The 22,763-nt window shown below is 70.7% G+C and carries 27 protein-coding genes; 17 read left to right on the top strand and 10 right to left on the bottom strand.

All coding sequences use genetic code 11. The annotated features are described in order from the left end of the window. Positions 1-115: 115 nt before the first annotated feature. The gene (locus M1D56_RS15320; RefSeq protein WP_456284104.1) at positions 116-646 is read right to left on the bottom strand and encodes a hypothetical protein; all 531 of its coding nucleotides are present in this window, start codon (positions 644-646) and stop codon (positions 116-118) included. A gap of 11 nt (positions 647-657) precedes the next feature. Continuing rightward, the gene (locus M1D56_RS15315; protein ID WP_456284103.1) at positions 658-1,806 is read right to left on the bottom strand and encodes a zinc-dependent alcohol dehydrogenase; all 1,149 of its coding nucleotides are present in this window, start codon (positions 1,804-1,806) and stop codon (positions 658-660) included. A gap of 153 nt (positions 1,807-1,959) precedes the next feature. Here M1D56_RS15315 and M1D56_RS15310 point away from each other — a divergent pair, with 153 nt between their 5' ends. Together M1D56_RS15310 and M1D56_RS15305 are read left to right on the top strand one after the other, a co-directional pair. Then, positions 1,960-2,457: a DUF2243 domain-containing protein gene (locus M1D56_RS15310; protein WP_282979878.1), complete on the top strand. Its 498-nt coding sequence runs from the start codon at positions 1,960-1,962 to the stop codon at positions 2,455-2,457. Beyond that, positions 2,454-3,311: a cytochrome c oxidase assembly protein gene (locus tag M1D56_RS15305; RefSeq protein ID WP_456284102.1), complete on the top strand. Its 858-nt coding sequence runs from the start codon at positions 2,454-2,456 to the stop codon at positions 3,309-3,311. Before M1D56_RS15310 ends, M1D56_RS15305 begins: the two co-directional genes overlap by 4 nt. Here M1D56_RS15305 and M1D56_RS15300 read toward each other — a convergent pair. The 3 genes from M1D56_RS15300 to M1D56_RS15290 are packed head-to-tail and all read right to left on the bottom strand — an operon-like array spanning position 3,256 to position 5,924. Further along, positions 3,256-4,392 (bottom strand): hypothetical protein, encoded by a 1,137-nt coding sequence (locus tag M1D56_RS15300; protein ID WP_456284101.1) that lies wholly within the window; start codon positions 4,390-4,392, stop codon positions 3,256-3,258. The genes M1D56_RS15305 and M1D56_RS15300 overlap by 56 nt on opposite strands. Positions 4,393-4,419: 27 nt before the next feature. Further along, positions 4,420-5,121: a cache domain-containing protein gene (locus M1D56_RS15295; protein WP_421075906.1), complete on the bottom strand. Its 702-nt coding sequence runs from the start codon at positions 5,119-5,121 to the stop codon at positions 4,420-4,422. Between the two features lie 20 nt (positions 5,122-5,141). Further along, the gene (locus M1D56_RS15290; protein WP_324013550.1) at positions 5,142-5,924 is read right to left on the bottom strand and encodes a FadR/GntR family transcriptional regulator; all 783 of its coding nucleotides are present in this window, start codon (positions 5,922-5,924) and stop codon (positions 5,142-5,144) included. Positions 5,925-6,044: 120 nt separating this feature from the next. On the opposite strand from M1D56_RS15290, the gene M1D56_RS15285 reads away from it, so the two are divergent. From M1D56_RS15285 to M1D56_RS15240, 10 genes are all read left to right on the top strand, one after another. Beyond that, positions 6,045-7,118, top strand: a complete 1,074-nt coding sequence (locus M1D56_RS15285; RefSeq protein ID WP_456284100.1) for an ABC transporter ATP-binding protein — start codon at positions 6,045-6,047, stop codon at positions 7,116-7,118. A gap of 54 nt (positions 7,119-7,172) precedes the next feature. Further along, positions 7,173-8,363, top strand: a complete 1,191-nt coding sequence (locus tag M1D56_RS15280; protein ID WP_456284099.1) for an extracellular solute-binding protein — start codon at positions 7,173-7,175, stop codon at positions 8,361-8,363. Positions 8,364-8,422: 59 nt separating this feature from the next. Further along, the gene (locus M1D56_RS15275; RefSeq protein WP_271174100.1) at positions 8,423-9,250 is read left to right on the top strand and encodes an ABC transporter permease; all 828 of its coding nucleotides are present in this window, start codon (positions 8,423-8,425) and stop codon (positions 9,248-9,250) included. 7 nt (positions 9,251-9,257) lie between these two features. Further along, complete coding sequence (locus M1D56_RS15270; protein WP_456284098.1) at positions 9,258-10,067, top strand: ABC transporter permease; 810 nt, start codon at positions 9,258-9,260, stop codon at positions 10,065-10,067. Between the two features lie 138 nt (positions 10,068-10,205). Next, positions 10,206-11,120, top strand: a complete 915-nt coding sequence (gene phnD, locus M1D56_RS15265) for a phosphate/phosphite/phosphonate ABC transporter substrate-binding protein (RefSeq protein WP_456284097.1) — start codon at positions 10,206-10,208, stop codon at positions 11,118-11,120. Next, positions 11,117-11,941, top strand: coding sequence for a phosphonate ABC transporter ATP-binding protein (gene phnC, locus M1D56_RS15260; RefSeq protein ID WP_456284096.1), 825 nt, complete (start codon positions 11,117-11,119; stop codon positions 11,939-11,941). Before phnD ends, phnC begins: the two co-directional genes overlap by 4 nt. Beyond that, on the top strand, positions 11,922-12,800 hold the full coding sequence (phnE, locus tag M1D56_RS15255) for a phosphonate ABC transporter, permease protein PhnE (RefSeq protein WP_456284095.1): 879 nt from the start codon (positions 11,922-11,924) through the stop codon (positions 12,798-12,800). Before phnC ends, phnE begins: the two co-directional genes overlap by 20 nt. Next, entirely contained in the window at positions 12,797-13,561 is a 765-nt protein-coding gene (locus M1D56_RS15250; RefSeq protein WP_456284094.1) for a tyrosine-protein phosphatase, read from the top strand. Before phnE ends, M1D56_RS15250 begins: the two co-directional genes overlap by 4 nt. Further along, on the top strand, positions 13,558-14,265 hold the full coding sequence (locus M1D56_RS15245; protein WP_456284093.1) for a TetR/AcrR family transcriptional regulator: 708 nt from the start codon (positions 13,558-13,560) through the stop codon (positions 14,263-14,265). The genes M1D56_RS15250 and M1D56_RS15245 overlap by 4 nt, the downstream gene beginning before the upstream one ends. Continuing rightward, the gene (locus tag M1D56_RS15240) at positions 14,262-14,987 is read left to right on the top strand and encodes a tyrosine-protein phosphatase (RefSeq protein WP_456284092.1); all 726 of its coding nucleotides are present in this window, start codon (positions 14,262-14,264) and stop codon (positions 14,985-14,987) included. The genes M1D56_RS15245 and M1D56_RS15240 overlap by 4 nt, the downstream gene beginning before the upstream one ends. 181 nt (positions 14,988-15,168) lie before the next feature. On the opposite strand, the gene M1D56_RS15235 is transcribed toward M1D56_RS15240, so the two are convergent. Continuing rightward, positions 15,169-15,963, bottom strand: coding sequence for a membrane protein (locus tag M1D56_RS15235; protein WP_456284091.1), 795 nt, complete (start codon positions 15,961-15,963; stop codon positions 15,169-15,171). A gap of 341 nt (positions 15,964-16,304) precedes the next feature. On the opposite strand from M1D56_RS15235, the gene rpsF reads away from it, so the two are divergent. The 5 genes from rpsF to dnaB all read left to right on the top strand — a co-directional run bounded on the left by rpsF (position 16,305) and on the right by dnaB (position 19,781). After that, the gene (rpsF, locus tag M1D56_RS15230; protein WP_271174091.1) at positions 16,305-16,667 is read left to right on the top strand and encodes a 30S ribosomal protein S6; all 363 of its coding nucleotides are present in this window, start codon (positions 16,305-16,307) and stop codon (positions 16,665-16,667) included. Positions 16,668-16,673: 6 nt separating this feature from the next. Further along, positions 16,674-17,234, top strand: coding sequence for a single-stranded DNA-binding protein (locus M1D56_RS15225; RefSeq protein ID WP_456284090.1), 561 nt, complete (start codon positions 16,674-16,676; stop codon positions 17,232-17,234). Positions 17,235-17,264: 30 nt separating this feature from the next. Beyond that, positions 17,265-17,519: a 30S ribosomal protein S18 gene (gene rpsR, locus M1D56_RS15220; RefSeq protein WP_029146075.1), complete on the top strand. Its 255-nt coding sequence runs from the start codon at positions 17,265-17,267 to the stop codon at positions 17,517-17,519. 9 nt (positions 17,520-17,528) lie between these two features. Beyond that, complete coding sequence (rplI, locus tag M1D56_RS15215; RefSeq protein ID WP_271174089.1) at positions 17,529-17,984, top strand: 50S ribosomal protein L9; 456 nt, start codon at positions 17,529-17,531, stop codon at positions 17,982-17,984. Between the two features lie 414 nt (positions 17,985-18,398). After that, positions 18,399-19,781 carry a replicative DNA helicase gene (gene dnaB, locus M1D56_RS15210; RefSeq protein WP_271174088.1) on the top strand — a complete coding sequence of 461 codons (1,383 nt, stop codon included), beginning with the start codon at positions 18,399-18,401 and terminating at the stop codon, positions 19,779-19,781. A 21-nt stretch (positions 19,782-19,802) separates the two neighbouring features. Here the strand turns inward: dnaB and M1D56_RS15205 are convergent, their stop codons facing one another. The 4 genes from M1D56_RS15205 to M1D56_RS15190 all read right to left on the bottom strand — a co-directional run bounded on the left by M1D56_RS15205 (position 19,803) and on the right by M1D56_RS15190 (position 22,615). Further along, positions 19,803-20,096, bottom strand: coding sequence for a hypothetical protein (locus tag M1D56_RS15205; protein WP_456284089.1), 294 nt, complete (start codon positions 20,094-20,096; stop codon positions 19,803-19,805). A gap of 73 nt (positions 20,097-20,169) precedes the next feature. Then, positions 20,170-20,373: a hypothetical protein gene (locus M1D56_RS15200; protein ID WP_271174087.1), complete on the bottom strand. Its 204-nt coding sequence runs from the start codon at positions 20,371-20,373 to the stop codon at positions 20,170-20,172. 73 nt (positions 20,374-20,446) lie between these two features. Next, entirely contained in the window at positions 20,447-21,331 is an 885-nt protein-coding gene (locus tag M1D56_RS15195) for a DnaJ domain-containing protein (RefSeq protein ID WP_456284088.1), read from the bottom strand. A gap of 54 nt (positions 21,332-21,385) precedes the next feature. Then, the gene (locus M1D56_RS15190; protein WP_456284087.1) at positions 21,386-22,615 is read right to left on the bottom strand and encodes an Nramp family divalent metal transporter; all 1,230 of its coding nucleotides are present in this window, start codon (positions 22,613-22,615) and stop codon (positions 21,386-21,388) included. Positions 22,616-22,763 lie beyond the last annotated feature (148 nt).

Raw genomic sequence — 22,763 nt, 5'->3', positions numbered from 1 at the left:
GCCGCCCGCATGCGCGTCCCGGTGCACGCCCCGCCCCCTGCATGCATGTCTCGCTCACGGCGGGTATCGGAGCGCCGAACCGACGGCGAGTGAGACATGCAGATCTGGGCTGCCGTTACCGGCGCCGCGTGAGGGAGCTGAGGGCGCGCACCGCGAGGACGCCTGCGAGCACCCACGGCCCGACGACGATGATCGGGTCCATCCACGCGTGGCGGAGGTCGACGCGGCCGCGGCCGATGCGCGACCCGACGGGGCGCCGGCTCCACTCTCCCAGCACGCCCGTCTGCGTGATCGGGTTGTCGGGATGGCGCGACGCGAGCGAGCGCACGTGCGCGCCGATCGACTCCACGCGGTCGCCGAGCACGAGCAGCAGCCAGTGCCGCAGCTTGCCCTCGCTGTACCGGGCGTAGGCGATCCGGCGGATCCTGCCCGAGAGCCCGTGCAGCGGCTGCGCGGTGCCGAACACGGGCGGCAGCTGCGGATGCTCGATCGAGTGCTCGCGCGCGGGGTCGGACATCCGATCCTCGAGCGCCCAGGGCGCGGCGAGTTCCTGCGGGTCGAGCTCGTGCTCCTCGCGCCATCCGTCCTCGAGCTCGATCCCCCAGCCGGGGATGCGCGGGCGGAGCGCGTCGACGGGCTGCGTCATGTCCATCCTCCTCAGTCGTCCGAGACCTCGACGACGGTCTTGATGCAGTCGTCGAGCTTCGCCGAGACCATGTGGTAGCCGTCGACGATGTCGTCGAGCGGCAGCCGGTGCGTCACGAGCCCTCGCGGCGCCAGTCGCCCGGCGCGCACGTGGTCGAGCAGGGCGGGCCACATCGCGCGCACGGGCGTCTGATTGGCGCGGATCGTGAGCCCCTTGTTCATCGCGTCGCCGAACCGGACGGCGCTGTGCAGCGGGCCGTACGCTCCGATCACGGCGACGTTGCCGCCCTTGCGCACGCCGTCGATCGCCCAGTTCAGCGCGACCGGAGAGCCGCCCTGGAGCTTGAGCTTCGAGGCGGTCACGTGCTGCAGCCATCCGCCGTCGGCCTCGGCGCCCACGGCGTCGATCACGACGTCGGCCCCGAGGTGGTCGGTCTCGCGCTTGAGGTGCAGCACGGGATCGCCGATCTCCGACAGGGCGTGCGTCTCGGCGTACGCGAACGAGCGCGCCTTCTCCAGCCGGTAGTCGAGGTGGTCGAGCACGAGCACGCGGCCCGCGCCCATGAGCCAGGCCGAGCGCGCCGCGGCGAGCCCCACGGGGCCCGCACCGAAGACCGCGACGGTGTCGCCCTCCTCGATGTGCCCGAGCCGGGCGCCGAAGTAGCCGGTCGTGAACGCGTCGGTGAGCATGAGCGCGTCCTCGTCGCTCAGCCACTCGGGGATGACCATGGGCCCGACGTCCGCGAACGGCACGCGCACGCGCTCCGCCTGACCGCCGTCGTAGCCGCCCGCCGTGTGCGAGTAGCCGTAGATGCCGCCCACCGCGGTCGCGTTCGCGTTCACGCTGTGGCAGTTCGAGAAGAGGCCCTGCCGGCAGAACGCGCACGACCCGCAGAAGATGTTGAACGGCACCATGACCCTGTCGCCGACCGCGAGGCGCTGCACCGAGCCGCCGACCTCCTCGACGACGCCGATGAACTCATGGCCGAACGTGTGCCCGATGCGCGTGTCCGGGAGCATCCCGTGCAGCAGATGCAGGTCCGACCCGCAGATCGCGGCCCGCGTCACGCGGACGATCGCATCGTTCGGATGCTCGATGCGGGGGTCGGGCTTCTCCGTCACCTGGAGCTTGTACGGACCTCGGTACGTCAGCGCCTTCATGTGTCCTCCTCGTCGCGTCGAGTCTGCGCAGGGCGCTCGGATGGCGCGAGGGGGTTGCGGATGGCTCGGCGCTGTGCGACGCCGCGCGTAGCACGACGGGTCGGCGGATGTCCATGGCTTGGATGGCGACGGCGCACGCGAGAGCGTCGGACCATGGCCGGATCTCCTGACCCCCGGACCCTGTGGGCCGCGCGCGGCACGTACGCGACGCGCACCGCGTGGGCCGGTGCGCTCTTCGGCATGGGCCTTGTCGCCTTCGTCGACGAGGCCGTGTTCCACCAGATCCTGCACTGGCACCACTTCTACGACCGCGGCACGCCCGCGGCCGGTCTCGTGTCGGACGGGCTCTTCCACGCCTTCAGCTGGTTCGGCACCGTGGCCGGGCTGTTCCTCCTCGCGGATGTCGCGCGGCGCGGGGCGCTCTGGACGCCGCGCTGGGTCGGCGGAGCACTGCTGGGCGCCGGCGCCTTCCAGCTGTACGACGGCACGATCCAGCACAAGGTGCTCGGGCTCCACCAGATCCGGTACGTGGACGATGTCCTGCCCTACGACATCGTCTGGAACGCGATCGCCGTCCTGCTGCTCGCGGCGGGCCTCGTCCTCGTCGTCCGCACGCGCCCGGCCGCCGCGTGGGCCCACGTCGAGCGATGACGCCGATGTCCGGCGGCCACGCGCACGCCCACGGGGCGGGAGTCCCGCTCGACGTCGTCGTCCTCGCACTGGCTGCGCTCGCGGTCGCGTCGTATGCGGCAGGAGCGATCGCCTCGCGGCGCGGCGGGCGGCCGTGGCCCGTGCACCGGATGGTCCTCTGGTGCGTCGGCATCGCGGCCGCGACCGCGCCGGTCGTCGAGCCGCTCGCCTCGACGGTTCACGGCAGCTTCGTCGGACACGCGTGGGGCCATGTCGTTGGCGGCATGCTGGCGCCGATCCTGCTCGTGCTCGCCGCACCCGTCACCCTCGCTCTCCGCACGCTCCCCGTCACGCCGGCGCGGCGGCTGTCGCGCCTGCTGCGCAGCGCGCCCGTGCGCGTGCTCGCGCACCCCGTGACCGCGGCGCTCCTCTCCTCGGGCGGCCTGTGGCTCATCCACCTCACGCCGCTGCACGAGGCGATGCAGGCGAGCCCGTTCGTGCACCTCGTCGTGCACGCGCACACCGTCGCGGCCGGCTATCTCTTCACGGCCGCGCTGGTCGGCGTCGACCCGAACCCGCACCCGAGCCGATGGACGACGCGCGCGATCGTGCTCGTCCTCGCGATGGCATCGCACGCGGTTCTCGCGAAGCTCCTCTACGCGCATCCCCCGGGTGCGACCTCCGTCGCCGACGAGCGGCTCGGCGCGCTCACGATGCACTACGCGGGCGGGGTCGTCGAGCTCGGGCTCGTCGTGCTCCTCTGCGCCCGCTGGTATCGCGAGAGCGGGCGCCGCGTCGCGATCGGCGCGGCCGATCGGCTCAGTCGAGCACGCCCATCACCTGCAGCACGAACTGCAGGATCACGAAGGCGATGATGACGATGCCGAACCACGAGAACCGGCGCTTGAGGCGCCGGCCCGGCTCGGCCACTCCGCGCGGCGGAGGCGTGAGGGGCGCGGCCGCCGAGAAGGCGGGCGCCTCGTGGTGCCCCGAGGCGATCGGACGCGGCACCCCCGTGCCCGCTGCGAGCCGCTCGTCACGCCAGCGCCCCCACTGATCGAGCTTGTGGATGAGGGCGGCGACGACCGAGAAGAGCCACGCCCAGGTCGCGGGATCGAGCGTCGAGACCTCGCGCCGCGTGTAGAGGAACAGCCAGTCGTCGACGATCTCGACGTCGAGCTGCCCGGCGTGGTCGAGGAAGCGCGCCATGATGTCGGGCGTGAAGAGGTAGAGCGCGTCGGCCTCGTAGCCCTGCGGGCAGTAGAGCGCGAAGTGCCGGTCGAAGTCGCCCTCGAGGGACAGCCGCTGGTCCTTGTCGAAGCCGACCGGGAGGTTCGAGCCGAAGATCGTGTTGTTGCCCACGGCATCGAGCACGATGTGGGGCAGCGGTGCGTCGAGTCGGATGGCCACGTAGCCCCAGCGATGCGTGGTCTGGTTCTTCCCCGATCCGGTCGTGTACTGGTAGTTCGCGAACTCCGCGAACCGCGGCGCCTCACCGCGCACGAGGTCGTTCGAGCGGCGGGCGCGACCGAGCCCGAAGATCATGCCGGGGAGGGCGGGGTCGCCGAGTGACGGGAGGTAGCTCATGCCGTTCGCGCGCGCGAAGCGGTCGAGCCGGTACTGGCGCTCGCGGCGCTGCCCCTGGAACGCCCGGACGCCCCAGACGACCGCGCCGATGACGAGGGCCGCGATGCCGAGCGAGACCCAGAATCCGGCGCCCGAGGCGCCGTCGGCGTCCGCGACCATGAGCAGGATCGACAGGATGAGGCCGCCGAACCCGAGGATCATGACGCCGACGAAGACGATCACGATCACCGCGACGACCGCGCCGGCTCCGGTGCCGCTCGGGAAGCGTCGCGAGAGCTCGTCGGAGAACCGCTTCACGTCAGCGCGGTCGACGGGCTCGGTGAGGGGGCGCGCGTCGAACGGCACGCTCTGCTGCGTCGTTCCGGACATGGCCTTCACGCTACAAGAGCGCGCGGATCACCCCACGATGACGTCGAGCGCGACCTCGCCGCAGGAGACGCGAGGCAGCGTCGCGAGACGGCTCCCGCGCACCGAGTCGCCGGCCCCCGAGCGATGGTCGGTCGACACGACGACCCGGCCGACGCCGTTCACGAGGGTCACCGGGAGCCCGACCTCCTCGAGTCGCGGCGTGAGGTCGCGCTCGATCGAGTCGACGAGGAGGTCGAGCGCGGCCACGCCGGCGAACGCGCCGCGGGAGGCGACGGGCGCCGCGATGGTGACCGTGTACTCGTCGCTGCAGAGGTAGTCGACGTAGGGGCCGGCGACGTGCGGGCGGCCCGTCGCGTGCGGTACGCGGAACCACTCCATCTCGCTGTAGTCGATGCGCTCCTTGCCGAGCGACTGCGCCGCGAGCACGAGGCGCGACCGGTCGCTGCCCTGCCACCAGGCGAGGTGGCTGCGTGCGTCGTCGAGCAGGTCGATCGCCGCGACGTAGCCCGCGCCGTACACCGCGAGGTCGGGCAGTGCCAGCAGCGTCATCGCGTGCGGCTGGACCAGCGCGTCGAGCTCGGACACCGTGAGCGGCGCTGCCGCGCGCACGGCGTCGAGATCCCGCGAGACGGCGGCGGCGGTCTCGACGAGGCTGTCCACAGGCGCGCGGAAGTAGCTCTCGACGATCGACGCGGCACGGTCGACGGCGGTGTCGGTGTCCTGGTGCATGCTGACCTCCTCCTTGAGGTTCACGGGACGTCGTCTGCGCTCGCGGCGGGTCGCGAGCGCAGCTCGATGAGGGTGTCGATCACGGCCGCCGTCATCTCCTCGACCTCGCGGCCGGCGCCGACGTCGTCGCCGGCCTCGATCGCCGCGACGACGCGCTCGAGGCCGGCGCGGTAGGCATCGCGCGCGGACGCGTCGGCGTCGATGAGCCGCAGGTACGGGGAGAGCTCGGCCTGCAGCTGCATCTGCACGCGGGTCAGCCGCGCCGACTGGCTGAGCGCGACCAGCTCGAGCTGAGCGTCGTCGAGGATGCGGCGCCAGGCCTCGATGTCGGCCGGATCGAGCCGCTCGAGGTGGCGCGCGACGAGGCGCGCCTCGCTGGGGTCGGCGCGCCGTGCGGCGAGACGGACGGCAGCGCCCGTGATCGCGGCGTAGTGGACGCCCATGTCGCGCAGCGCGGTCCGCGTCGCGCGACGGACGGCGTCGCGCGCGTGGGCGAGCGGGTCGGCATCCTCCGCGACGAAGCTGCCGCCGCCGCGGCCGCGCCGCGTCACGACGAGGCCGCGCGAGCGCAGCGAGAGGAGCGCTTCGCGGACGGTGACCGGCGCGACCCCGAAGCTCTTCGCGAGATCGGTCTCGCTCGGCAGTCGCTCGCCCGCGCGCAGGTGCCCGCCGGTGATCGCCTCATCGAGGCGCCGCTCGACGAGCGCCGCGCGCCCCTCGTCGCCGATCGGCTGGAACAGCGCGCCCTGAAGGCGGCGCGGGCCCGAGGAGGCGACGGCGTGCGGCGGCGCCTGTGCGGCCATGAGCGGTCCTTCCTCGAGAGCGGTCGTCCCAACGTTATGCCTTCGAGACTTGAAATATGAACTATGGGTTCATATGTTAAACCTCAGCTTCCGTGTTCGACGATGATCCGAGGAGGAGCGATGAGCCCATCGCCCGCTGCCGCACCCGCCCGCCCGCAGTCCGGCGACCCGCACGTGGGTGCTGTCTCGCTCCGCGGTGTCACGAAGACGTTCGGCGAGTTCGACGCCGTGAAGGATCTCGACCTCGACGTCCGCCCGGGCGAGTTCCTCTCGATGCTCGGGCCGTCCGGCTCCGGCAAGACGACCGTCCTGCGCATGATCGCCGGCTTCGAGGACGCGACGTCGGGCGCCATCTCGCTGTACGGCGTCGACGTGACCCGGGTGCCGCCGCACCGACGGCAGGTCAACACGGTCTTCCAGGACTACGCCCTGTTCCCCCATCTCACGATCGAGGAGAACGTGGGGTACGGCCTGCGAGTGCGGGGCGAGGGGAGGGCCGCGCGCCGCGAGCGGGTGGGCTCCGCACTCGAGCAGGTCCGGCTGGCCCACGTCGCGCAGCGCCTCCCGCACCAGCTGTCGGGCGGCCAGCGTCAGCGCATCGCCCTCGCCCGTGCGCTCATCCTGCGCCCGCAGGTGCTCCTGCTCGACGAGCCGCTCGGCGCGCTCGACAAGCAGCTGCGCGAGCAGATGCAGATCGAGCTCAAGCAGATCCAGCGCGAGGTCGGCATCACGTTCATCTTCGTGACGCACGACCAGGAGGAGGCGCTCACCCTGAGCGACCGCGTGGCGGTCTTCAACGGCGGTCGGATCGAGCAGATCGGCACGCCGCGCGAGGTGTACGAGTACCCGCAGACCGAGTTCGTCGCGCGGTTCCTCGGCCTCTCGAATCTGCTGCCCGCAGACGCGGCCGAGCGCATCGCCGGTCGCCGCGAGGCGCTCAGCATCCGGCCCGAGCGCGTGCGGGTGCTCGGGCCGGACGAGCACGCGCGCCCCGGCGAGGTGACGGTCGCGGGCGTCGTGGCGGAGGTCGTCTACACGGGGCCGTCGACCCGGTACCTCGTCGATGTCGACGGCGGCCTGCAGCTCATCGCCGAGCGCCCCAACGCCCACCATCCGTCCGCGGCCGAGGCCGTTGAGCGCGGCGCTGCCGTGCGCGTCGGCTGGCTCGCCGACCACGCCGCGCGTCTTCCCTGACCGCGGCCATCCGCCATCCACCCATCACAGAAGAACCGAACGAGGAGCGATCACATGCGATCCAGGATGATGACCGGAGCGGCGCTCGTCGCCGTCTCGCTGCTGGCCGTGACCGGCTGCAGCAGCACGTCGGAGGCCGCGGGCGGCGAGGAGGCCGCCGGCGGGCTCCAGATCGACGTCCCCGATGTGCCGATGCAGGAGGAGCTCGGCGACTACGAGGGCGAGGTGAACATCGTCGCGTGGAGCGGGTTCGTCGAGCCCGCATGGAGCGACGCGTTCACGGAGGAGACCGGCTGCGTCGTGAACCGCCGCGTGGCGGGTACGAGCGATGAGATGGTCCAGCTCATGCGCACCGGCGACTACGACCTCGTGTCGGCGTCGGGCGACGCGAGCCTGCGCCTCATCGCCGGCGGCGACGTGGCGCCCCTCAACCTCGATCTCATCCCGAACTTCGGAGACGACATCGTCGAGGGCATGAAGGGGCAGGTCTACGACACCATCAACGGGAAGTCGTACGGCGTGCCGATCGGGCGCGGTGCGAACATCCTGCAGTACAACAGCGAGGTCGTCACCGAGGAGCCCACGAGCTGGGACGTCGCCTGGGAGGCCGACAGCCCCTACGCCGGCAAGGTGATCGCGTACGACGCGCCCATCTACATCGCCGACGCGGCGGTGTACCTCATGGCGCACGAGCCCGAGCTCGGCATCACCAACCCGTACGCGCTCGACCAGACCCAGCTGGACGCCGCGATCGAGCTGCTCCAGCAGCAGAACGAGATCGTGTCGGAGTACTGGGCCGATCCGGCCGCGCAGATCACCTCCTTCGTCGGCGGCACGACCGTGCTCGGCACGTCGTGGGAGGTGCTGCGCAAGCTCACCGAGGACGAGAAGTTCAAGAGCGTGCTGCCCGAGGAGGGCTCGACCGGATGGTCGGACGCCTGGATGCTCGCGGCCGAGGCCGAGAACCCCAGCTGCGCCTACGCGTGGATGGATTACACCTCGTCGCCCGAGGTGAACGGCGCGATCGCGATGAACTTCGGCATGGCCCCCGCCAACGCCGCCTTCTGCGAGACGAGCGACGAGGCGAAGGAGCACTGCGAGTACTACCACGCGACCGACGAGGAGTACTTCGACAAGGTGTGGTTCTGGACCACGCCGATCGAGCAGTGCGTCGACGGCCGCACGGATGTGACGTGCACCAACTTCCAGCAGTGGACGGACGCCTGGCTCTCCGTCAAGAGCTGACCAGCCCGGCGGGGCGGACCCCAGCCGCCCCGCCGTCTCCTCTTCACGACAGGACGACCATGAAACGGCGACTCCAGCTCGCGGGCCTGCTCGCGCTCCCGATGGCCTGGCTCATCGGCATCTACATCTTCTCGCTCGTCATGCTGCTCGTGACGGCGTTCTGGGTGACCGACCCCTTCACCTCGAAGGTCGAGCCCGGGTTCACCCTGCGCAACTTCGAGCAGCTCGTCGCGAATCCCGCCTACCTCTCGACCGCGCTGCGCACCCTCGCGATCGCCCTCGCAGTCACCGTGCTCTGCATCCTCATCTCGGTGCCGCTGGGCATCTTCATGGCGAAGATCGCGCCGACGTGGCTGCGCGCCGTGCTCGCGGTCGCGATCACGCTCCCGCTGTGGGCGGGCTACCTCGTGAAGATCCTCGCGATGCGCATCACGTTCACGGAGGACGGCTTCTTCAACGCCGTGATGGCGCCGCTCGGGATCACGGGGCCCGGGTTCAGCGTGATCACGGTCGTGCTCACGCTCACCTACCTGTGGCTGCCGTACATGGCCGTGCCCGTCTACACGGCCATCCGCCAGCTGCCTCCGAATCTCTTCGACGCGTCCGCCGACCTCGGCGCGGGCGCGGGCCGCACCATCCGCACGGTCGTGATCCCGCTCGTGAAGCCCGCGATCATCGCCGGCTCGATCTTCACGTTCTCGCTGAGCCTCGGCGACTACATCGCGGCCAAGTTCGTCGGCGGGTCCACGCAGATGATCGGCAGCGTCATCGCCTCGAACATCAACCTCAACCCCCCGATCGCGGCGGCCTTCTCGGTCGTGCCGATCGCCTTCGTCGTCATCTACCTGATCAGCGTGCAGCGCACCGGCGCGCTGCAGCGGATGTGAGGCCGTCATGCTCAGACTCTCCCTCGGCGCGCGGATCGCGCTCGGCGCCATCGTCGCGGTCGTCCTCGCGTTCATGTACGTGCCGCTCCTGCTCGTCGTGCTCAACTCGTTCAACGAGGCGCGCATCGCGAGCTGGCCCATCCGCGGCTTCTCGCTGCAGTGGTGGGGAGCCGCGCTCGCGAGCGAGCCGGTGCGCGCCGCTGTGGGCAACTCGGTCGCGGTCGGGCTCGGCGCGACCGCGATCGCCCTCGTGCTGGGGACCCTCGTCGCCTTCGCGCTGCAGCGCCACGCCTTCTTCGGCAAGCAGGCCGTGAACCTGCTCGTCGTGCTGCCGATCGCGCTTCCCGGCGTCGTCACGGGTGTCGCGCTCAACAACACCTACAACCAGCTGCTCGAGCCGATCGGCATCCACGTCGGCTACTTCGGCATGATCATCGCGCACGGCACCTTCTGCATCGTCATGGTGTTCAACAACGTGCTCGCGCGGCTGCGGAGGCTGAGCCCCAACGTCGAGGAGGCCTCCGCCGACCTCGGTGCGACGCCGTGGCAGACGTTCCGCATGGTCACGTTCCCGCAGTTCCGCAGCGCGTTCGCCGCGGGCGGCATCCTCGCCTTCGCGCTCAGCTTCGACGAGGTCGTCGTGACGATCTTCACGGCGCCCGCGGGCGTCGACACCCTGCCCCTGTGGATCATGAACCAGATGGCCCGGCCGAACGAGGCGAGCGTGGTCAACGTCGTCGCGACGGTCATCATCGTGCTGTCGTTCATCCCCGTGTGGATCTCGCAGCGGCTCGCGAGCGAGCGCGACGGGGTGTGAGGGGGCGGGCGCGCCGTCACGGGATGTTCACCTCGGATTCCCTTCCGGGTACGGCGGTCTCGTAATTCGGCGTCACCTCGACCGGGTTGCCTTTCGATATCGCCCGTCGCGATATCTCCTCCCGAAAGGACACCCGACATGCGCGCCCGCGCCCTCCCCGCCCTCGGCCTCCTCGCCCTCGGAGCCGTCGCCCTCTCCGCCTGCTCGAGCTCGTCAGCCGACGATGCCGCGGCCGCCGCGTCCGACGCGCCCATCACCTTCGCCACGACGCCCCTCGGCGACGACCCGACTGCCGAGAACCCCATCGAGGCGTTCGCCGGTCTCGTCGAGGAGGAGACCGGCCGCGCGGTCGAGATCGTCGACGTGCCCGACTACACGGCCGTCGTCGAGGCGATCCGCAACCACCACGTCGACATCGGGTTCATGAGCGGCTTCCCGTCGGCGCTCGCGGTCAACACGGGCGAGGTCGACGCGCTCGTCGCGTGGCCGGGCAGCGACGAGCCCGTGTCGACGTGCCTCGTGCTCGACGACTCGCCCCTCCAGTCGCTCGAGGACATCACGCCCGAGACGGTCGTCGCGTTCGCCGACCCCGCATCGAGCTCGGGGTACTTCATGCCCGTCGCGATGCTCGACGCCGCCGGCCTCGAGAAGGACGCCGACTACACGGCGATGTTCTCGGGCGGCCACGACATGAGCTTCATCGCCCTCAAGGAGGGCCAGGTCGACGTGGCGTGCACGTCGACGATCTTCCCCACGATGACGGGGACCGACATGTTCCCGTTCGCCGAGGGCGAGACGCGCTCGATCGGCGAGAGCGACTCGATGCCCGTCGCGGTGACCGTGCTCGCCGACCAGGGCATCGCCGACGACAAGCGGGAGCTCCTGCTCGAGGCGCTTCCGAAGGTCTTCGTCGAGGAGAACGCCGAGGCCCTCGGCGCGATGTTCGAGGCGATGCAGGGCACCGAGCCGATCCTCGAGCCCGAGGACGAGCTCTTCGAGCCGTTCGTGGACATCGCCGCGATCGCCGACGTCGACATCTCGGACCTCGGATGAGCCGCGCGGACACGGCCGTCGAGCCGACCACGGCCGAGCTGCGCCAGCGGCTGCCGCTCGTCTCGGTGCGCGGGCTGAAGGTCGCCTACGGAGACGGCCCGCTGGTTCTCGACGGCGTCGACCTCGACCTCTTCCCCGGCGAGATGGTCGCGCTGCTCGGCTCGTCGGGCTCGGGGAAGTCGACGCTCATGAAGAGCCTCACGGGCTTCGCGCCCATCACGGATGGCGCGGTGCGCGTCGGCGGGTACGACATGGCGAACCTGCGTCGCGGACAGCTGCGGCAGGTGCGCGCGTCCGTCGGCCAGGTGTTCCAGCAGTTCAACCTCGTCGGCCGGCTCAGCGTGCTCACGAACGTGCTGACCGGCGCGCTCCACGACGCCGGGCCGCTCAACCTCGTGGGCGGCTTCTCGAGCGCGCACCGGCGTCGCGCGCTCGAGCTGCTCGACCGCGTCGGCATCGCGCACAAGGCGCAGGACGAGGCGCGATCGCTCTCGGGCGGCCAGCAGCAGCGGGTCGCGATCGCGCGCGCCCTCATGCAGGCGCCCAAGGTCATCCTCGCCGACGAGCCGGTGGCATCCCTCGACCCGCGCATGTCGCACCAGGTGCTCGAACTGCTGCATGAGATCGCCCGCGAGGACGGCATCCCCGTGCTCGTGAGCCTGCACGTCATGCCGCTCGCGCTCGCGCACTCCGACCGCATCGTCGGACTCCGGCACGGCGAGATGCTCGTGTCGGCGCCGACCGCCCAGCTCGACGCGACCGCGCTCGAGCCGATCTACGCGCACGACGAGGAGGAGCGGGATGTCGACGGCATCGCCTGAGCGCACGGCGCGGGCCTCGGGCTCCGCGAGGACCGCCAGCGACCGCGCCCCGCGGAGCCCGCAGCTGAACCCGCGGGACCGGGAGCGGATGGAGCGGGCCTTCCGCGTGCCGCGCGCCCGGTTCCTGCTCGGGCTGCCCGTCGCGGCGCTCCTCCTCGTGTGGTCGTTCACGGGCGCGGGCTTCGACGTCGGCAAGCTCGGCGAGGGCGCCGTCAACATGGGCGCCTTCCTCTCTCGCCTCTTCCCGCCCACGTGGGACAAGTTCGGCACGATCGCGGAGCTCCTCGTGGAGACCCTGCAGATGGCGATCGTCGGGACCGTGCTCGGCGCCGTGCTGTCGCTCGTCGTCGCGTTCGGCGCCGCATCGAACATCGCCCCGCGCTGGCTGTACTACCCCACGCGCTGGATCATGAACGTCATCCGATCGCTGCCCGACCTCGTGTTCGCGCTCATGTTCGTCTCGGCGGTCGGCCTCGGCCCCTTCGCGGGCATCCTCGCGATGACGATCGGCTCGATCGGGTCGATCGGCAAGGTGTTCGCGGAGGCCATGGAGTCGGTCGACCGCGGACCGGTCACCGCGATGCAGGCGGTCGGCGCCTCGCCGCGCCAGGTCGTGCAGTACGGCGTCCTGCCGCAGGCGGCCCCGCTCCTCGTGTCCTACACGCTGCTCCTGTTCGAGGGCAACGTCCGCGGCGCCACGATCCTCGGCATGGTCGGGGCGGGCGGCATCGGCCTCGAGCTCACCACCGCCATGAAGATGTACGACTACGGCCACCTCTCCGCGATCGTCATCTGCATCATCGTGCTCGTCACCGTCATCGACCAGGCGAGCGCCGTCATCCGAAGGAAGATCACATGACCGTCGTCGACGCCCCCGCCATCGCGCTCTCCGCGCCCGTCAACCTCCGCGACCTCGGCGGCATCCCCGTCGCGGGGGGAGCGGTGCGCGAGGGCTTCGCGATCCGCGCCGACGACCTCTCGATCGTCACCGAGGAGGACGCCGCCCGCCTCGTCGCCGCCGGCGTGCGGGCGGTGGTCGACCTGCGCTCGTCCGACGAGGTGGCGCTCACGGGCCGCGGGCCGTTCGGAGCGCTCGCCGACGTGACCTACCACCACGTGCCGTTCCTCGCGTCGATCGGCGACGGCATCGACGACATCGAGCTCGACCAGTCGTCGTTCGCGAGCATGTACGTGCGGATGTTCGAGGGCGCCGCCGCGCAGATCGTCACCGCGCTCGCGATCATCGCGCACACCCCCGGAACGGTCGCGTTCCACTGCGCCGCCGGGCAGGACCGCACGGGGGTGCTCGCGGCGGCCATCCTGCTGACGCTCGGCGCCGAGCCGGACGACATCGTCGCGGACTACGCCCGCACGGGCGAGAACGCCGCGGCGATCATGCGGCGGATCGCGCCGATCATGCAGCCGCTCATGGCGCGATACGGGCTCGATCTCGATGACGCGGCCCGCGCGGCCGCTCGCGCCGAGTTCTCGCCGGCGCCCATGCGCGACCTGCTCGGCGCGCTCGCGACGCGCCACGGGGATCCGCTCGCTCCGCTCCGCGCTGCCGGCCTCACCGACGCGCTCATCGGCCGCCTGCGCGAGCGCGCGCTCGCCGCATGAGCGCGACCGCAGCCTCCGTGCAGACGGGCGCCGCGCCATCCGCTCGTCGTGCTGAGCGGAGCGGGATCGCGACGGAGGGCGGCGCGACGCCTGCTCGACGGCCCGGACGCCCGCGTGCCGAGGGACACGACGCGCGGATCCTCGCCGCCGCGGTCGAGCTGCTCGAGCGCGGCGAGGAGGTGACCGTCAGCAGGGTCGTCGAGCTGAGCGGCGTCAGCCGCGCCGCGCTGTACCGGCGGTGGCCGAGCATGACCGATCTGCTCGCGGCGGCCCTCGACGTCGGGCGCGAGGCGCCGCGCATCCCGCTGGGCGACGACCTGCTCGCGGCGCTCCTCGCGGCGTACACGACCGGATCGGCGGGGCCGGGCTACACGGAGGAGCGCTTCCGGCTGCGCCTGCGGCTCGCGATGACGGACCGCAAGCTCGCGCAGGCGTACTGGCGCTCGCACGTCGCGCGACGGCGCGGCGGTGTCGCCGCGCTCCTCGCGGAGGGCGTCCGCCGGGGCGAGCTGCGCGACGATCTCGACATCGACGCATGCATCGACCTCATCAACGGCGTCTTCTACTATCAGTTCGTCGTGCGGGGCGTGAACTTCGACGATCCCGCCGCCGTCGCGCGCTGCGAGAAGGCTGTCCGCGTAGCCTGGCGGGGGATGGCCGCAGACCCTCCGGCCGCCGACGCCGCCCACGAGGAGGACGAATGAGCATCCGCGAGATCCCCCGAGGCCTGGTGAACCTCCGCGACGTCGCATCGTCGACCGCGCGCGTACGGCCGGGCGTGCTCCTGCGCAGCGATGCCCCGCACTCGGGCGACGACGCCCCCGAGGTGGGGGAGTGGCCGCCCACCGTCGTCGTCGACCTCCGCGACGACGCCGAGAAGAGCGAGGACCATCCGCTGCTCGGCGTGTGCCGGGTCGTGGACCTGCCGCTTCTGGGCGGCCGCGCCACCATGGACGCCGACGAGGAGGACGTCGCGGCGTTCCTGCGCGCGGGGCTCGGCGGGATGTACGCCTCGATGCTAGAGGGCGAGGCCGCGGTGCTCCTTGTGCGCGCGATCGAGGAGATCGCCCGGGCGGATGGCCCCGTGCTCGTCCACTGCACGGCAGGGAAGGACCGGACGGGAGTCACCGTCGCGCTCGCTCTCGCCCTCGTCGGCGTGCCGGACGACGAGATCGTCGCGGACTACGTCCGCACGGCCGAGAACATGCCGCACGTGCACGCCCGCGCGCGGCGCACGGTCGCGGCGCGGACCGTCGGCGCGCAGCTCGCGCTCGACATCCCGAAGGAGATCCTGTCGGCGCCGGCGGCGGCGATGGAGGGGTTCCTCGACGACCTCGCCTCGCGAGGCGGCGCCGAGGCGTGGTTCCTCGCGGCGGGCGGCACTCCCGAGACCGTCGCCGCGCTGCGCCGCCGCCTCCGCGCGTAGCCGCCCGCGGTCATCCGCCGGGATCGCCGTGGCGCTCGCGGTGCGAGCGCGGGAGTGGCCGCTGCTCGCGGTGCGTGCGCCGGGTGTCTCGCTCGCATGCGGATGCCGCGACCCGATCGTCCCCCCAATGATCGAGCCGCGGCATCCGTGCCGACGCGACCGAGCGCGCCGGCGGGTCCGCTCAGACGGCGGGCGGCTGCGGCGGCAGCTGCGTGCCCGGCTCGGGCGGAAGGGTCGTCGCCTCGCGACGGGTCGCCGGCGCGGTGCTCGGCGGTCCGGGCACCGACGTCGCGGCCGTCGTGTCGGCCTTGCCCAACTCGCCCTCGACGGCGCCGAGCCACTTCTCCCAGCGCGAGCGCATCGGTCCGATGAGCCCTCCGCCGATGCCGACGATCGCGATGCCGACGATGGCGGCGAGCACGGCGACGAGGATGGGCATGGTCACCGTGACGGCGATGCCGATCTGGTTGAGCGCGGCGATGACGCCCATGGCGATGATCGAGATGACGACGATCTTCGTGAGGATCGACCCGAAGCGGAACCTCGCGAGCGCGGGCCGCATGAGGTCGCCGACGAAGTTCGCGATCGCGGCGACGACGATGACGATCACGACCGCGACGAGCACGCGAGGCAGCCAGCTGATGATCTCGGTGACGATCCCGGACACGGGGTTGTCGGGGCCGAACGCGCCCAGCGCGAGCAGCAGCGCGATGAGGAGCACGAAGTAGTACACGAGCTTGACGACGAGCGTCAGCGGATCGATGCCCGTCGGCGCGAGCAGCTTCGTGATGCCGGCCTTGTCGAGCAGCCGCTGGAATCCGATCCTCTTGAAGAGGTACTCGAGCGCCTTGGCGATGCTCTTCGCGATGAGCCATCCGATCAGCAGGATGACGAGGAAAACGATGAGCTGCAGGATGAAGCTCCCGACACCGGCGAGCATGTCGCCGATCCCTGCGGTGATTCCGGACCAGTCCATGGTCTGTACCTCCCCCTTCGTCGGCCCGAGCGAGACGATCCCGGACGGGCGTTCTGCCTCCGGTCTAGCGACGGGCCGCGCGCGGCGTCAACGGATGCCGTGGCATCCAGCGGTGTATCGAGCTCCTTCCCCGGGGCGAAGAGGCGGGAGTTCGCGGGAGGAACTGCCCGGGGAGCGCGCCGGCGCGGGAAGGGGGCTTGGGTCTTCGCCGTCGGATCGGGTACGCTATGAAGGTTGTGCGACGGCAGCCCTGTCTGCGATCACGTCCGCACAACGTGCAACACACCCTCCTGGTGCCGGGAAATGCCCGGCATCCGTTCAAGTCCGAAGGAGGTGGGTAAGTGACGCACCAGTACGAACTCATGGTGATCATCCAGCCTGAGGTCGACGAGCGCCAGGTCCCCGCACACCTCGACAAGTTCCTGTCGGTCATCACCGAGCGCGGTGGATCGATCGAGAACGTCGACATCTGGGGCAAGCGCCGTCTGGCATACGAGATCCAGAAGAAGAACGAGGGCATCTACGCCGTCGTCAACTTCACCGCGACGAGCGAGGCGACGGTCGAGCTCGACCGCCAGCTCAAGCTCAACGAGCTGATCATGCGCACCAAGGTGCTGCGCGCCGAGGAGGCCATCGCCCTGGTGGCTGCCGAGGCGAAGCGCGCCGAGGAGAAGGCGGCTCGCAAGACGGCGGCGAAGGCCTAACGCACCATGGCTGGCGAAACCGTCATCACCGTCGTGGGGAACCTCACGGCTGACCCCGAGCTGCGCTACACGCAGAACGGCCTGCCCGTGGCGAACTTCACGATCGCCTCGACGCCGCGCAACTTCGATCGCGCGTCCGGCGAGTGGAAGGACGGCGAAGCCCTGTTCCTCCGTGCCAGCGTGTGGCGCGAGTTCGCCGAGCACGTCGCCGGATCGCTGACGAAGGGCATGCGCGTCATCGCGCAGGGCCGTCTGCGTCAGCGCTCCTACGAGACGAAGGAGGGCGAACGCCGCACCTCCATCGAGCTCGAGGTCGACGAGATCGGCCCCTCGCTGCGCTACGCGACGGCACAGGTGACCCGCGCCGCATCGAGCGGCGGCGGCAACCACGGCGGCGGGAACAACGCCGTCGGCGGGAACTACGGCGGCGGCAGCGCTGGCGGCGGCTACGGCCAGCAGCAGCGCCCGCAGCAGCAGGTCTCGGAGGAGCCCTGGGCGACACCCGGCCAGTCCGGCGCCGATGCATGGAGCACCCCGGGGTCGTTCTCGGACGACACCCCGTTCTGATTCAGAACTCACACTTTCAAAGGACCCAACATGGCTGGAAAGTCGAGCGGCGACCGCCGCAAGCCGCGGAAGGGCGCGAAGAACGCCGCTCCCGCGAAGTCGATCCGGGTCGGCGTCATTGACTACAAGGACGTCGCGACCCTTCGCAAGTTCATCTCGGAGCGCGGCAAGATCCGCGCCCGTCGTATCACCGGTGTCTCGGTGCAGGAGCAGCGCCTGATCGCCCGCGCGATCAAGAACGCGCGCGAGATGGCGCTCCTGCCCTACGCAGGCGCTGGCCGCTAAGGAGCACCCATGTCGAAGCTGATTCTCACGAACGAGGTCGACGGCCTGGGCAGCGCCGGAGACGTGGTCGAGGTCAAGGACGGCTACGCCCGTAACTACCTCATCCCCCAGGGCTTCGCGGTGGCGTGGAGCCGCGGTGGCGAGAAGCAGGTCGCGGACATCCGCGCGGCCCGCGAGGCTCGTGCCATCGCGACGCACGACGACGCCGTCGCCCTGAAGAACACCCTCGAGAACGCCCGCGTGCGCCTGTCGGTCAAGGCCGGCGCCGAGGGTCGTCTGTTCGGCTCGGTCAAGCCGGCCGACATCGCGAACGCGGTGGCGGAGGCCGGTCTCGGCCAGCTGGACAAGCGCACCATCACGGTCCCGTCGCCCATCAAGGCCGTCGGCGACCACGAGGCGCTCGTGCGTCTGCACGACGAGGTGACCGCGGTCATCTCGCTGCAGGTCGTCGCGCTCAAGAAGTAAGTTCTCGCGAACGCCGGAAGCGGCGCGGAGCCATCGGCTCCGCGCCGCTTCGTCGTGTTCGCGGCGGGTCTCCTGGCCGTCATATCGGACTCTCGGAGGCGTCGTTGTACACAGTTCGAACGACCTACCACAAACCTTCAAGTGCTCCTTTAATCACACATCCATCCACAGGGTGTGTGAAACGGGATACCCAGGTCAGACGGCGTTTCGGTGGAGAGATCTCCCGGGCGAGTCTCTTCTCTCCACAGGACGATTCCACACTCTCCACGGCGTTTTGCGCAGGCCCTCCACAGAGTTATCCACAGGCCGCGTTGAAGGTGCCGATGGCTGCCCATAGCCTCGTCGGGGCGGTGTCGGTGGTCGCTGGTGTCATGAAGCAGATCACCCCCGCGGGGGAACGGAAGAGGAGGGCGCGTGTCGATCGCTGAAATCGGGGAGGACCGTCTCGGGGGACCTCGGGAACGCGACAGGACCCCGCCGCACGACGTCATCGCGGAGCAGAGCACGCTGGGCGGCATGCTCCTGTCGAAGGACGCGGTGGCCGATGTCATCGAGACGCTGCGCGGCCCCGACTTCTACGTGCCGAAGCACGAGGTGATCTTCGAGGCCATCCTCTCGCTCTACTCGCACGGCGAGCCGACCGATGTCGTCGCCGTGACCGACGAGCTCATCAAGACGGGCGACCTCCAGCGCGCGGGCGGGGCCGACTACCTGCACTCGCTGACGTCGATCGTGCCGACGGCGGCGAACGCGGGCTACTACGCGGGCATCGTGTCGGAGCGCGCCCTGCTGCGCCGACTCGTCGACGCGGGCACGAAGATCGCGCAGATGGGCTATCAGGGCCAGGGCGAGGCCGTCGAGCTCGTCAACGCGGCCCAGGCCGAGATCTACAACGTCACGGGCACCGAGCAGACCGAGGACTACGTGCCGCTCACGGTCGCGGTCGACGCGGCCGTCGACGAGATCGAGGCCGCACGAGGTCGCGACGGCCAGATGACCGGCATCCCGACCGGGTTCAGCGAGCTCGATCAGCTCACGAACGGCCTCCACGGCGGGCAGATGATCATCATCGCGGCGCGACCCGCGATGGGAAAGTCGACGCTCGCGCTCGACTTCGCGCGCGCGGCGGCGATCAAGAACGACATGCCGACGATCTTCTTCTCGCTCGAGATGGGGCGCAGCGAGATCGCGATGCGCCTGCTCAGCGCGGAAGGCGCCATCCCTCTGCAGTCGATGCGAAAGGGCACGCTCGACTCGCGCGACTGGACGACTGTCGCCGCGACGCGCGGACGCATCAACGACGCGCCTCTGTACATCGACGACAGCCCGAACATGACGCTCGTCGAGATCCGCGCGAAGTGCCGGCGGCTCAAGCAGCGTGCCGGGCTCAAGATGGTCATCATCGACTACCTCCAGCTCATGACGAGCGGCAAGAAGGTCGAGTCGCGTCAGCAGGAGGTGTCGGAGTTCTCGCGTGCGCTCAAGCTGCTCGCGAAGGAGATCCAGGTGCCGGTCATCGCGCTGTCGCAGCTGAACCGAGGGCCCGAGCAGCGCCAGGACAAGCGGCCTCAGGTGAGCGACCTGCGCGAGTCGGGTTCGATCGAGCAGGACGCCGACATGGTCATGCTGCTGCACCGCCCGTCGGTGTACGACAAGAACGACAACCCGGGCGGCGCCGAGATCATCGTCGCGAAGCACCGCAACGGCCCGACCGCCAACATCGAGGTCGCGTTCCAGGGCCACTACTCGCGCTTCGCCGACATGGCGCCGGTGAGCGAGTTCGGCGGAGGCGACTGAGGCGAGGCGCCCGGCCCGAGGTCAGCCCGGCTCGGCCGAGGGTCTGACGTCGTCCTCGGTCAGGTCGGGCAAGCCCGCCTCTCTGCGGCGGCGGATGATGTACGCCACGCGCGGCTCGGGGTTCTCGCTGCGGGAGCGGATGTTGCGGAACGTGTTGAGCCACCGCTGGTTCCACGTCCGCCCGTCGGACAGGACGTGTCCGCGCGCCTCCATGGCGATCATGCGGTCATAGTCCTCGAATGCGCCCTCGCGCTCGGCGGCCGTGTCCGCGATGCGGACGCGGCCGGCGTCATCCACCGTGATGTCGATCCCCATCCACCGCTTCGCCGCCCGGATCCGTCGCCGCACCTCCCGCGAATCAGCGGCCGGCCGCTCCTCGCCGGCCATGTCAGGTGCCGGCGTCCGGCCGCCATCCGGAGGGGATGCTGTCGGGCGTCTGGCCCGCGCTCAGACGGTCGATGTGGTACTCGGCCCACGAGACGATCATCCGCTCCGGCGTCGCGTGGTACAGCTCCGCGAGCGCGTCCAGCGCCCGCGCGCGGTCGACGTCGAGCTCGATGAGGAGCCTTCGCGAACGCGATCCGCCGGACACAGCGCCATCCTACTGAGCGCGCGACGGCCCATCCGTGCTCGAGCATGCGCGTGCGAGGCGCCGCGGTCCGAGGTCAGACGAACCGGATGGCGCTCTCGAGGCGCGTGCGGACGTCGAACAGCACGTTGCCCCCGACGATCTGCGCGCCGGGGATGCCGGCGCGGAGCACCGCACGCAGCGCGCTGCGGCGGACGGCGGCGACAGGCAGTCCCTTCACGGAGCCGAGCACGACGACCGGGTCGGCGAGGTCGTCGTCGGGGAGGACGAACACGGCGCCGCCGAAGCGGACGCGCGCGGCGCGCGAGACCGAGCGGATGCGCGCGAGCAGGTCGGCGACGGGGGTCGCCTCGCCGATGACCTCGCCGCCGCGGAACGCGACCGGGCGGCCGAAGTCCTCGCTCGTCAGGCCGTAGAGGCCGGTCGGGCTGAGGACGACATGGTCGAGCTTGTCGTCCGCGTCCGCCGTCGTCGCGACGTCGTGCCAGGCCGTGAAGCCCATGCCGAGCTCATCGATCATCGCCGCGGTGTCCTCCTCGGCGAGGGCGTCGGCGAGCATCCGCCGCAGCTCCCACGGCGCCGAGCGGACGAAGGCGGGCGCGTACGGGTCGGCGACCTCTCCGGCCCACTCGGCCACCATCGCGAGGTAGCGCCTCCGCCGCCACGCGCCCGCAGCCCCGTGCGAGCGTGTCCGGGGTCGCGTGTCCCGTCGGCCCGTTGTGCGTCGCCCCGCCCACTGCAGCTGCGCGCCGTCATCGCGGTCGTACGCTGCGCGGGCCTCGGGTGTGCCGACGAGCTCCCACGCGCGCTGCACCTGGATGAACGCGGCGGCGTCGCCGCCCGTATCGGGATGGGTGCGCCGCAGCTGCAGGCGATACGCCCGGCGGAGCTCCTCGTCATCCGCCGAGCGGAGAACGCCGAGCACCTCGTACGGCGACGCGGAGAGCGGGCTGTTGAACATCGCCGCCCAGGCTATCCCGGGGCGGCGGTCAGCCCGCCCGTCCGCGTCTGAGCGTCAGGTCAGGGTGAGGAACAGCCGCACCGAGAGCGCGGCGACCGCGACGAGTCCCAGGACGCCGAAGACGTTCTGCCACCACGTGTTGCGCAGGGCGCCCATGAGGGCCGTGCGGTTGGCCATGATCACGATCAGCGCGGCCAGCACGGGAGCGACGAACATCGTGAGCGCCTGCGCGATGACGATGAGCTGGATCGGCGAGGACGGGAAGATCACGGCGACGAGCACTCCGAAGGCGAGGATGCTCCCACTGATGATCTTCGCGGCCCGTGAGCTCGAGGATGCGCCGCGCCCGATCGCGTCAGAGAGCATCGTTCCGCCGGCGGTCGCGTTGGCGATCATCGAGGAGAACGCCGCTCCGAAGAATCCGAGAGCGAAGACCGTCGACCCCACGGGCCCGGCGAGCGGCTCGAAGACTCCGGCGAGTGCGACGATCGTCGGCGCCGTCTCGCCCGTCCTCCCGAGCACAGCCGCGGCGACGACGATCACCAGAGCCGTCATGACGCCCGGTGCGATGATGCCGGGGATGGTGTCGACGACGGTGACGTCGCGGTAGTCGCCTTCCGTGCGGCCGCGCTCCTTCGTGCCGTAGGACGTGTAGAAGGCCGCGTTGATCGAGAAGTTCGTGCCGACCAGCGCGATGATGAGCAGCCACGAGCCGTCCGGCACGACCGGCAGGAGTCCGGCGCCCGCCGCTGCCCAGTCCGGGTTCGAGATGAAGGCGGACGCGACGAAGGCGATCGCCATCAGTGCGACGATGGCGACGAGCACCTTCTCGATGACGCGGTAGACGTTCCGCAGGAGAAGAAGGGCCGCGACGGCGACGGTGCAGATGACCGTCCACATCACCGGGCTCCCGCCGAACAGCATCGACAGCCCGAGCCCTGAGCCGACGGCGTTGCCGACCGAGAAGCACAGCGTGATGAGGAAGACCCCGATGCCCGCGAGCACGCCGACCCAGGCGCCCAGGTGCTCCTTGATCGAGGAGATGAGCGAGAGGGGAGAGCGGATGCCGAGCCGCACGCTCATGTCGGTCAGGAAGATCATGAGGATCGTCGAGACGACGATCACCCAGATCAGCCCGTACTGATAGCCGCTGCCTGCCTGGACCGCGGTGGTCAGATTGCCCGGGCCGAACTGCCACGCGCCCGCGACGAACGCCGGACCGATCAGCGCGAGCTGCTGCCAGAACGTGCGGCGGGTGCGGTGGGCGTCGACGATGCTCTTCATGGTCTCTGTCGAGATGCGACCGTACCCGGTTCCGGGGGTCGGTGCGCTGTGTCGGGCTCTGGTGCGATCGGCCATGAGTCGTTCTCCTTCATCGGAGGGTGCGGTTCGTGCCGCGGAGTCTTCGTTGACTGGTGCGCCGTCGAGCGGC

This window comes from Microbacterium sp. JZ101 (genome assembly GCF_053903175.1).
Note: the sequence above shows the minus strand (reverse complement) of the source record. Positions and strands in the feature narration are given on the sequence as shown.

Bases quoted from the DNA above. Each gene is read 5' to 3' on its own strand.
- M1D56_RS15235 (WP_456284091.1), bottom strand. From the start codon at position 15,963: ATGGACTGGTCCGGAATCACCGCAGGGATCGGCGACATGCTCGCCGGT.
- M1D56_RS15190 (WP_456284087.1), bottom strand. From the start codon at position 22,615: ATGAAGAGCATCGTCGACGCCCACCGCACCCGCCGCACGTTCTGGCAG.
- rplI (WP_271174089.1), top strand. From the start codon at position 17,529: ATGTCGAAGCTGATTCTCACGAACGAGGTCGACGGCCTGGGCAGCGCC.
- M1D56_RS15315 (WP_456284103.1), bottom strand. From the start codon at position 1,806: ATGAAGGCGCTGACGTACCGAGGTCCGTACAAGCTCCAGGTGACGGAG.
- M1D56_RS15225 (WP_456284090.1), top strand. From the start codon at position 16,674: ATGGCTGGCGAAACCGTCATCACCGTCGTGGGGAACCTCACGGCTGAC.
- M1D56_RS15275 (WP_271174100.1), top strand. From the start codon at position 8,423: ATGAAACGGCGACTCCAGCTCGCGGGCCTGCTCGCGCTCCCGATGGCC.
- phnC (WP_456284096.1), top strand. From the start codon at position 11,117: ATGAGCCGCGCGGACACGGCCGTCGAGCCGACCACGGCCGAGCTGCGC.
- M1D56_RS15295 (WP_421075906.1), bottom strand. From the start codon at position 5,121: ATGCACCAGGACACCGACACCGCCGTCGACCGTGCCGCGTCGATCGTC.
- M1D56_RS15280 (WP_456284099.1), top strand. From the start codon at position 7,173: ATGCGATCCAGGATGATGACCGGAGCGGCGCTCGTCGCCGTCTCGCTG.
- M1D56_RS15310 (WP_282979878.1), top strand. From the start codon at position 1,960: ATGGCCGGATCTCCTGACCCCCGGACCCTGTGGGCCGCGCGCGGCACG.
- M1D56_RS15250 (WP_456284094.1), top strand. From the start codon at position 12,797: ATGACCGTCGTCGACGCCCCCGCCATCGCGCTCTCCGCGCCCGTCAAC.
- phnE (WP_456284095.1), top strand. From the start codon at position 11,922: ATGTCGACGGCATCGCCTGAGCGCACGGCGCGGGCCTCGGGCTCCGCG.
- M1D56_RS15240 (WP_456284092.1), top strand. From the start codon at position 14,262: ATGAGCATCCGCGAGATCCCCCGAGGCCTGGTGAACCTCCGCGACGTC.
- M1D56_RS15270 (WP_456284098.1), top strand. From the start codon at position 9,258: ATGCTCAGACTCTCCCTCGGCGCGCGGATCGCGCTCGGCGCCATCGTC.
- M1D56_RS15285 (WP_456284100.1), top strand. From the start codon at position 6,045: ATGAGCCCATCGCCCGCTGCCGCACCCGCCCGCCCGCAGTCCGGCGAC.
- M1D56_RS15245 (WP_456284093.1), top strand. From the start codon at position 13,558: ATGAGCGCGACCGCAGCCTCCGTGCAGACGGGCGCCGCGCCATCCGCT.
- M1D56_RS15205 (WP_456284089.1), bottom strand. From the start codon at position 20,096: ATGGGGATCGACATCACGGTGGATGACGCCGGCCGCGTCCGCATCGCG.
- rpsR (WP_029146075.1), top strand. From the start codon at position 17,265: ATGGCTGGAAAGTCGAGCGGCGACCGCCGCAAGCCGCGGAAGGGCGCG.
- M1D56_RS15290 (WP_324013550.1), bottom strand. From the start codon at position 5,924: ATGGCCGCACAGGCGCCGCCGCACGCCGTCGCCTCCTCGGGCCCGCGC.
- phnD (WP_456284097.1), top strand. From the start codon at position 10,206: ATGCGCGCCCGCGCCCTCCCCGCCCTCGGCCTCCTCGCCCTCGGAGCC.
- M1D56_RS15300 (WP_456284101.1), bottom strand. From the start codon at position 4,392: ATGTCCGGAACGACGCAGCAGAGCGTGCCGTTCGACGCGCGCCCCCTC.
- M1D56_RS15320 (WP_456284104.1), bottom strand. From the start codon at position 646: ATGACGCAGCCCGTCGACGCGCTCCGCCCGCGCATCCCCGGCTGGGGG.
- M1D56_RS15195 (WP_456284088.1), bottom strand. From the start codon at position 21,331: ATGTTCAACAGCCCGCTCTCCGCGTCGCCGTACGAGGTGCTCGGCGTT.
- M1D56_RS15305 (WP_456284102.1), top strand. From the start codon at position 2,454: ATGACGCCGATGTCCGGCGGCCACGCGCACGCCCACGGGGCGGGAGTC.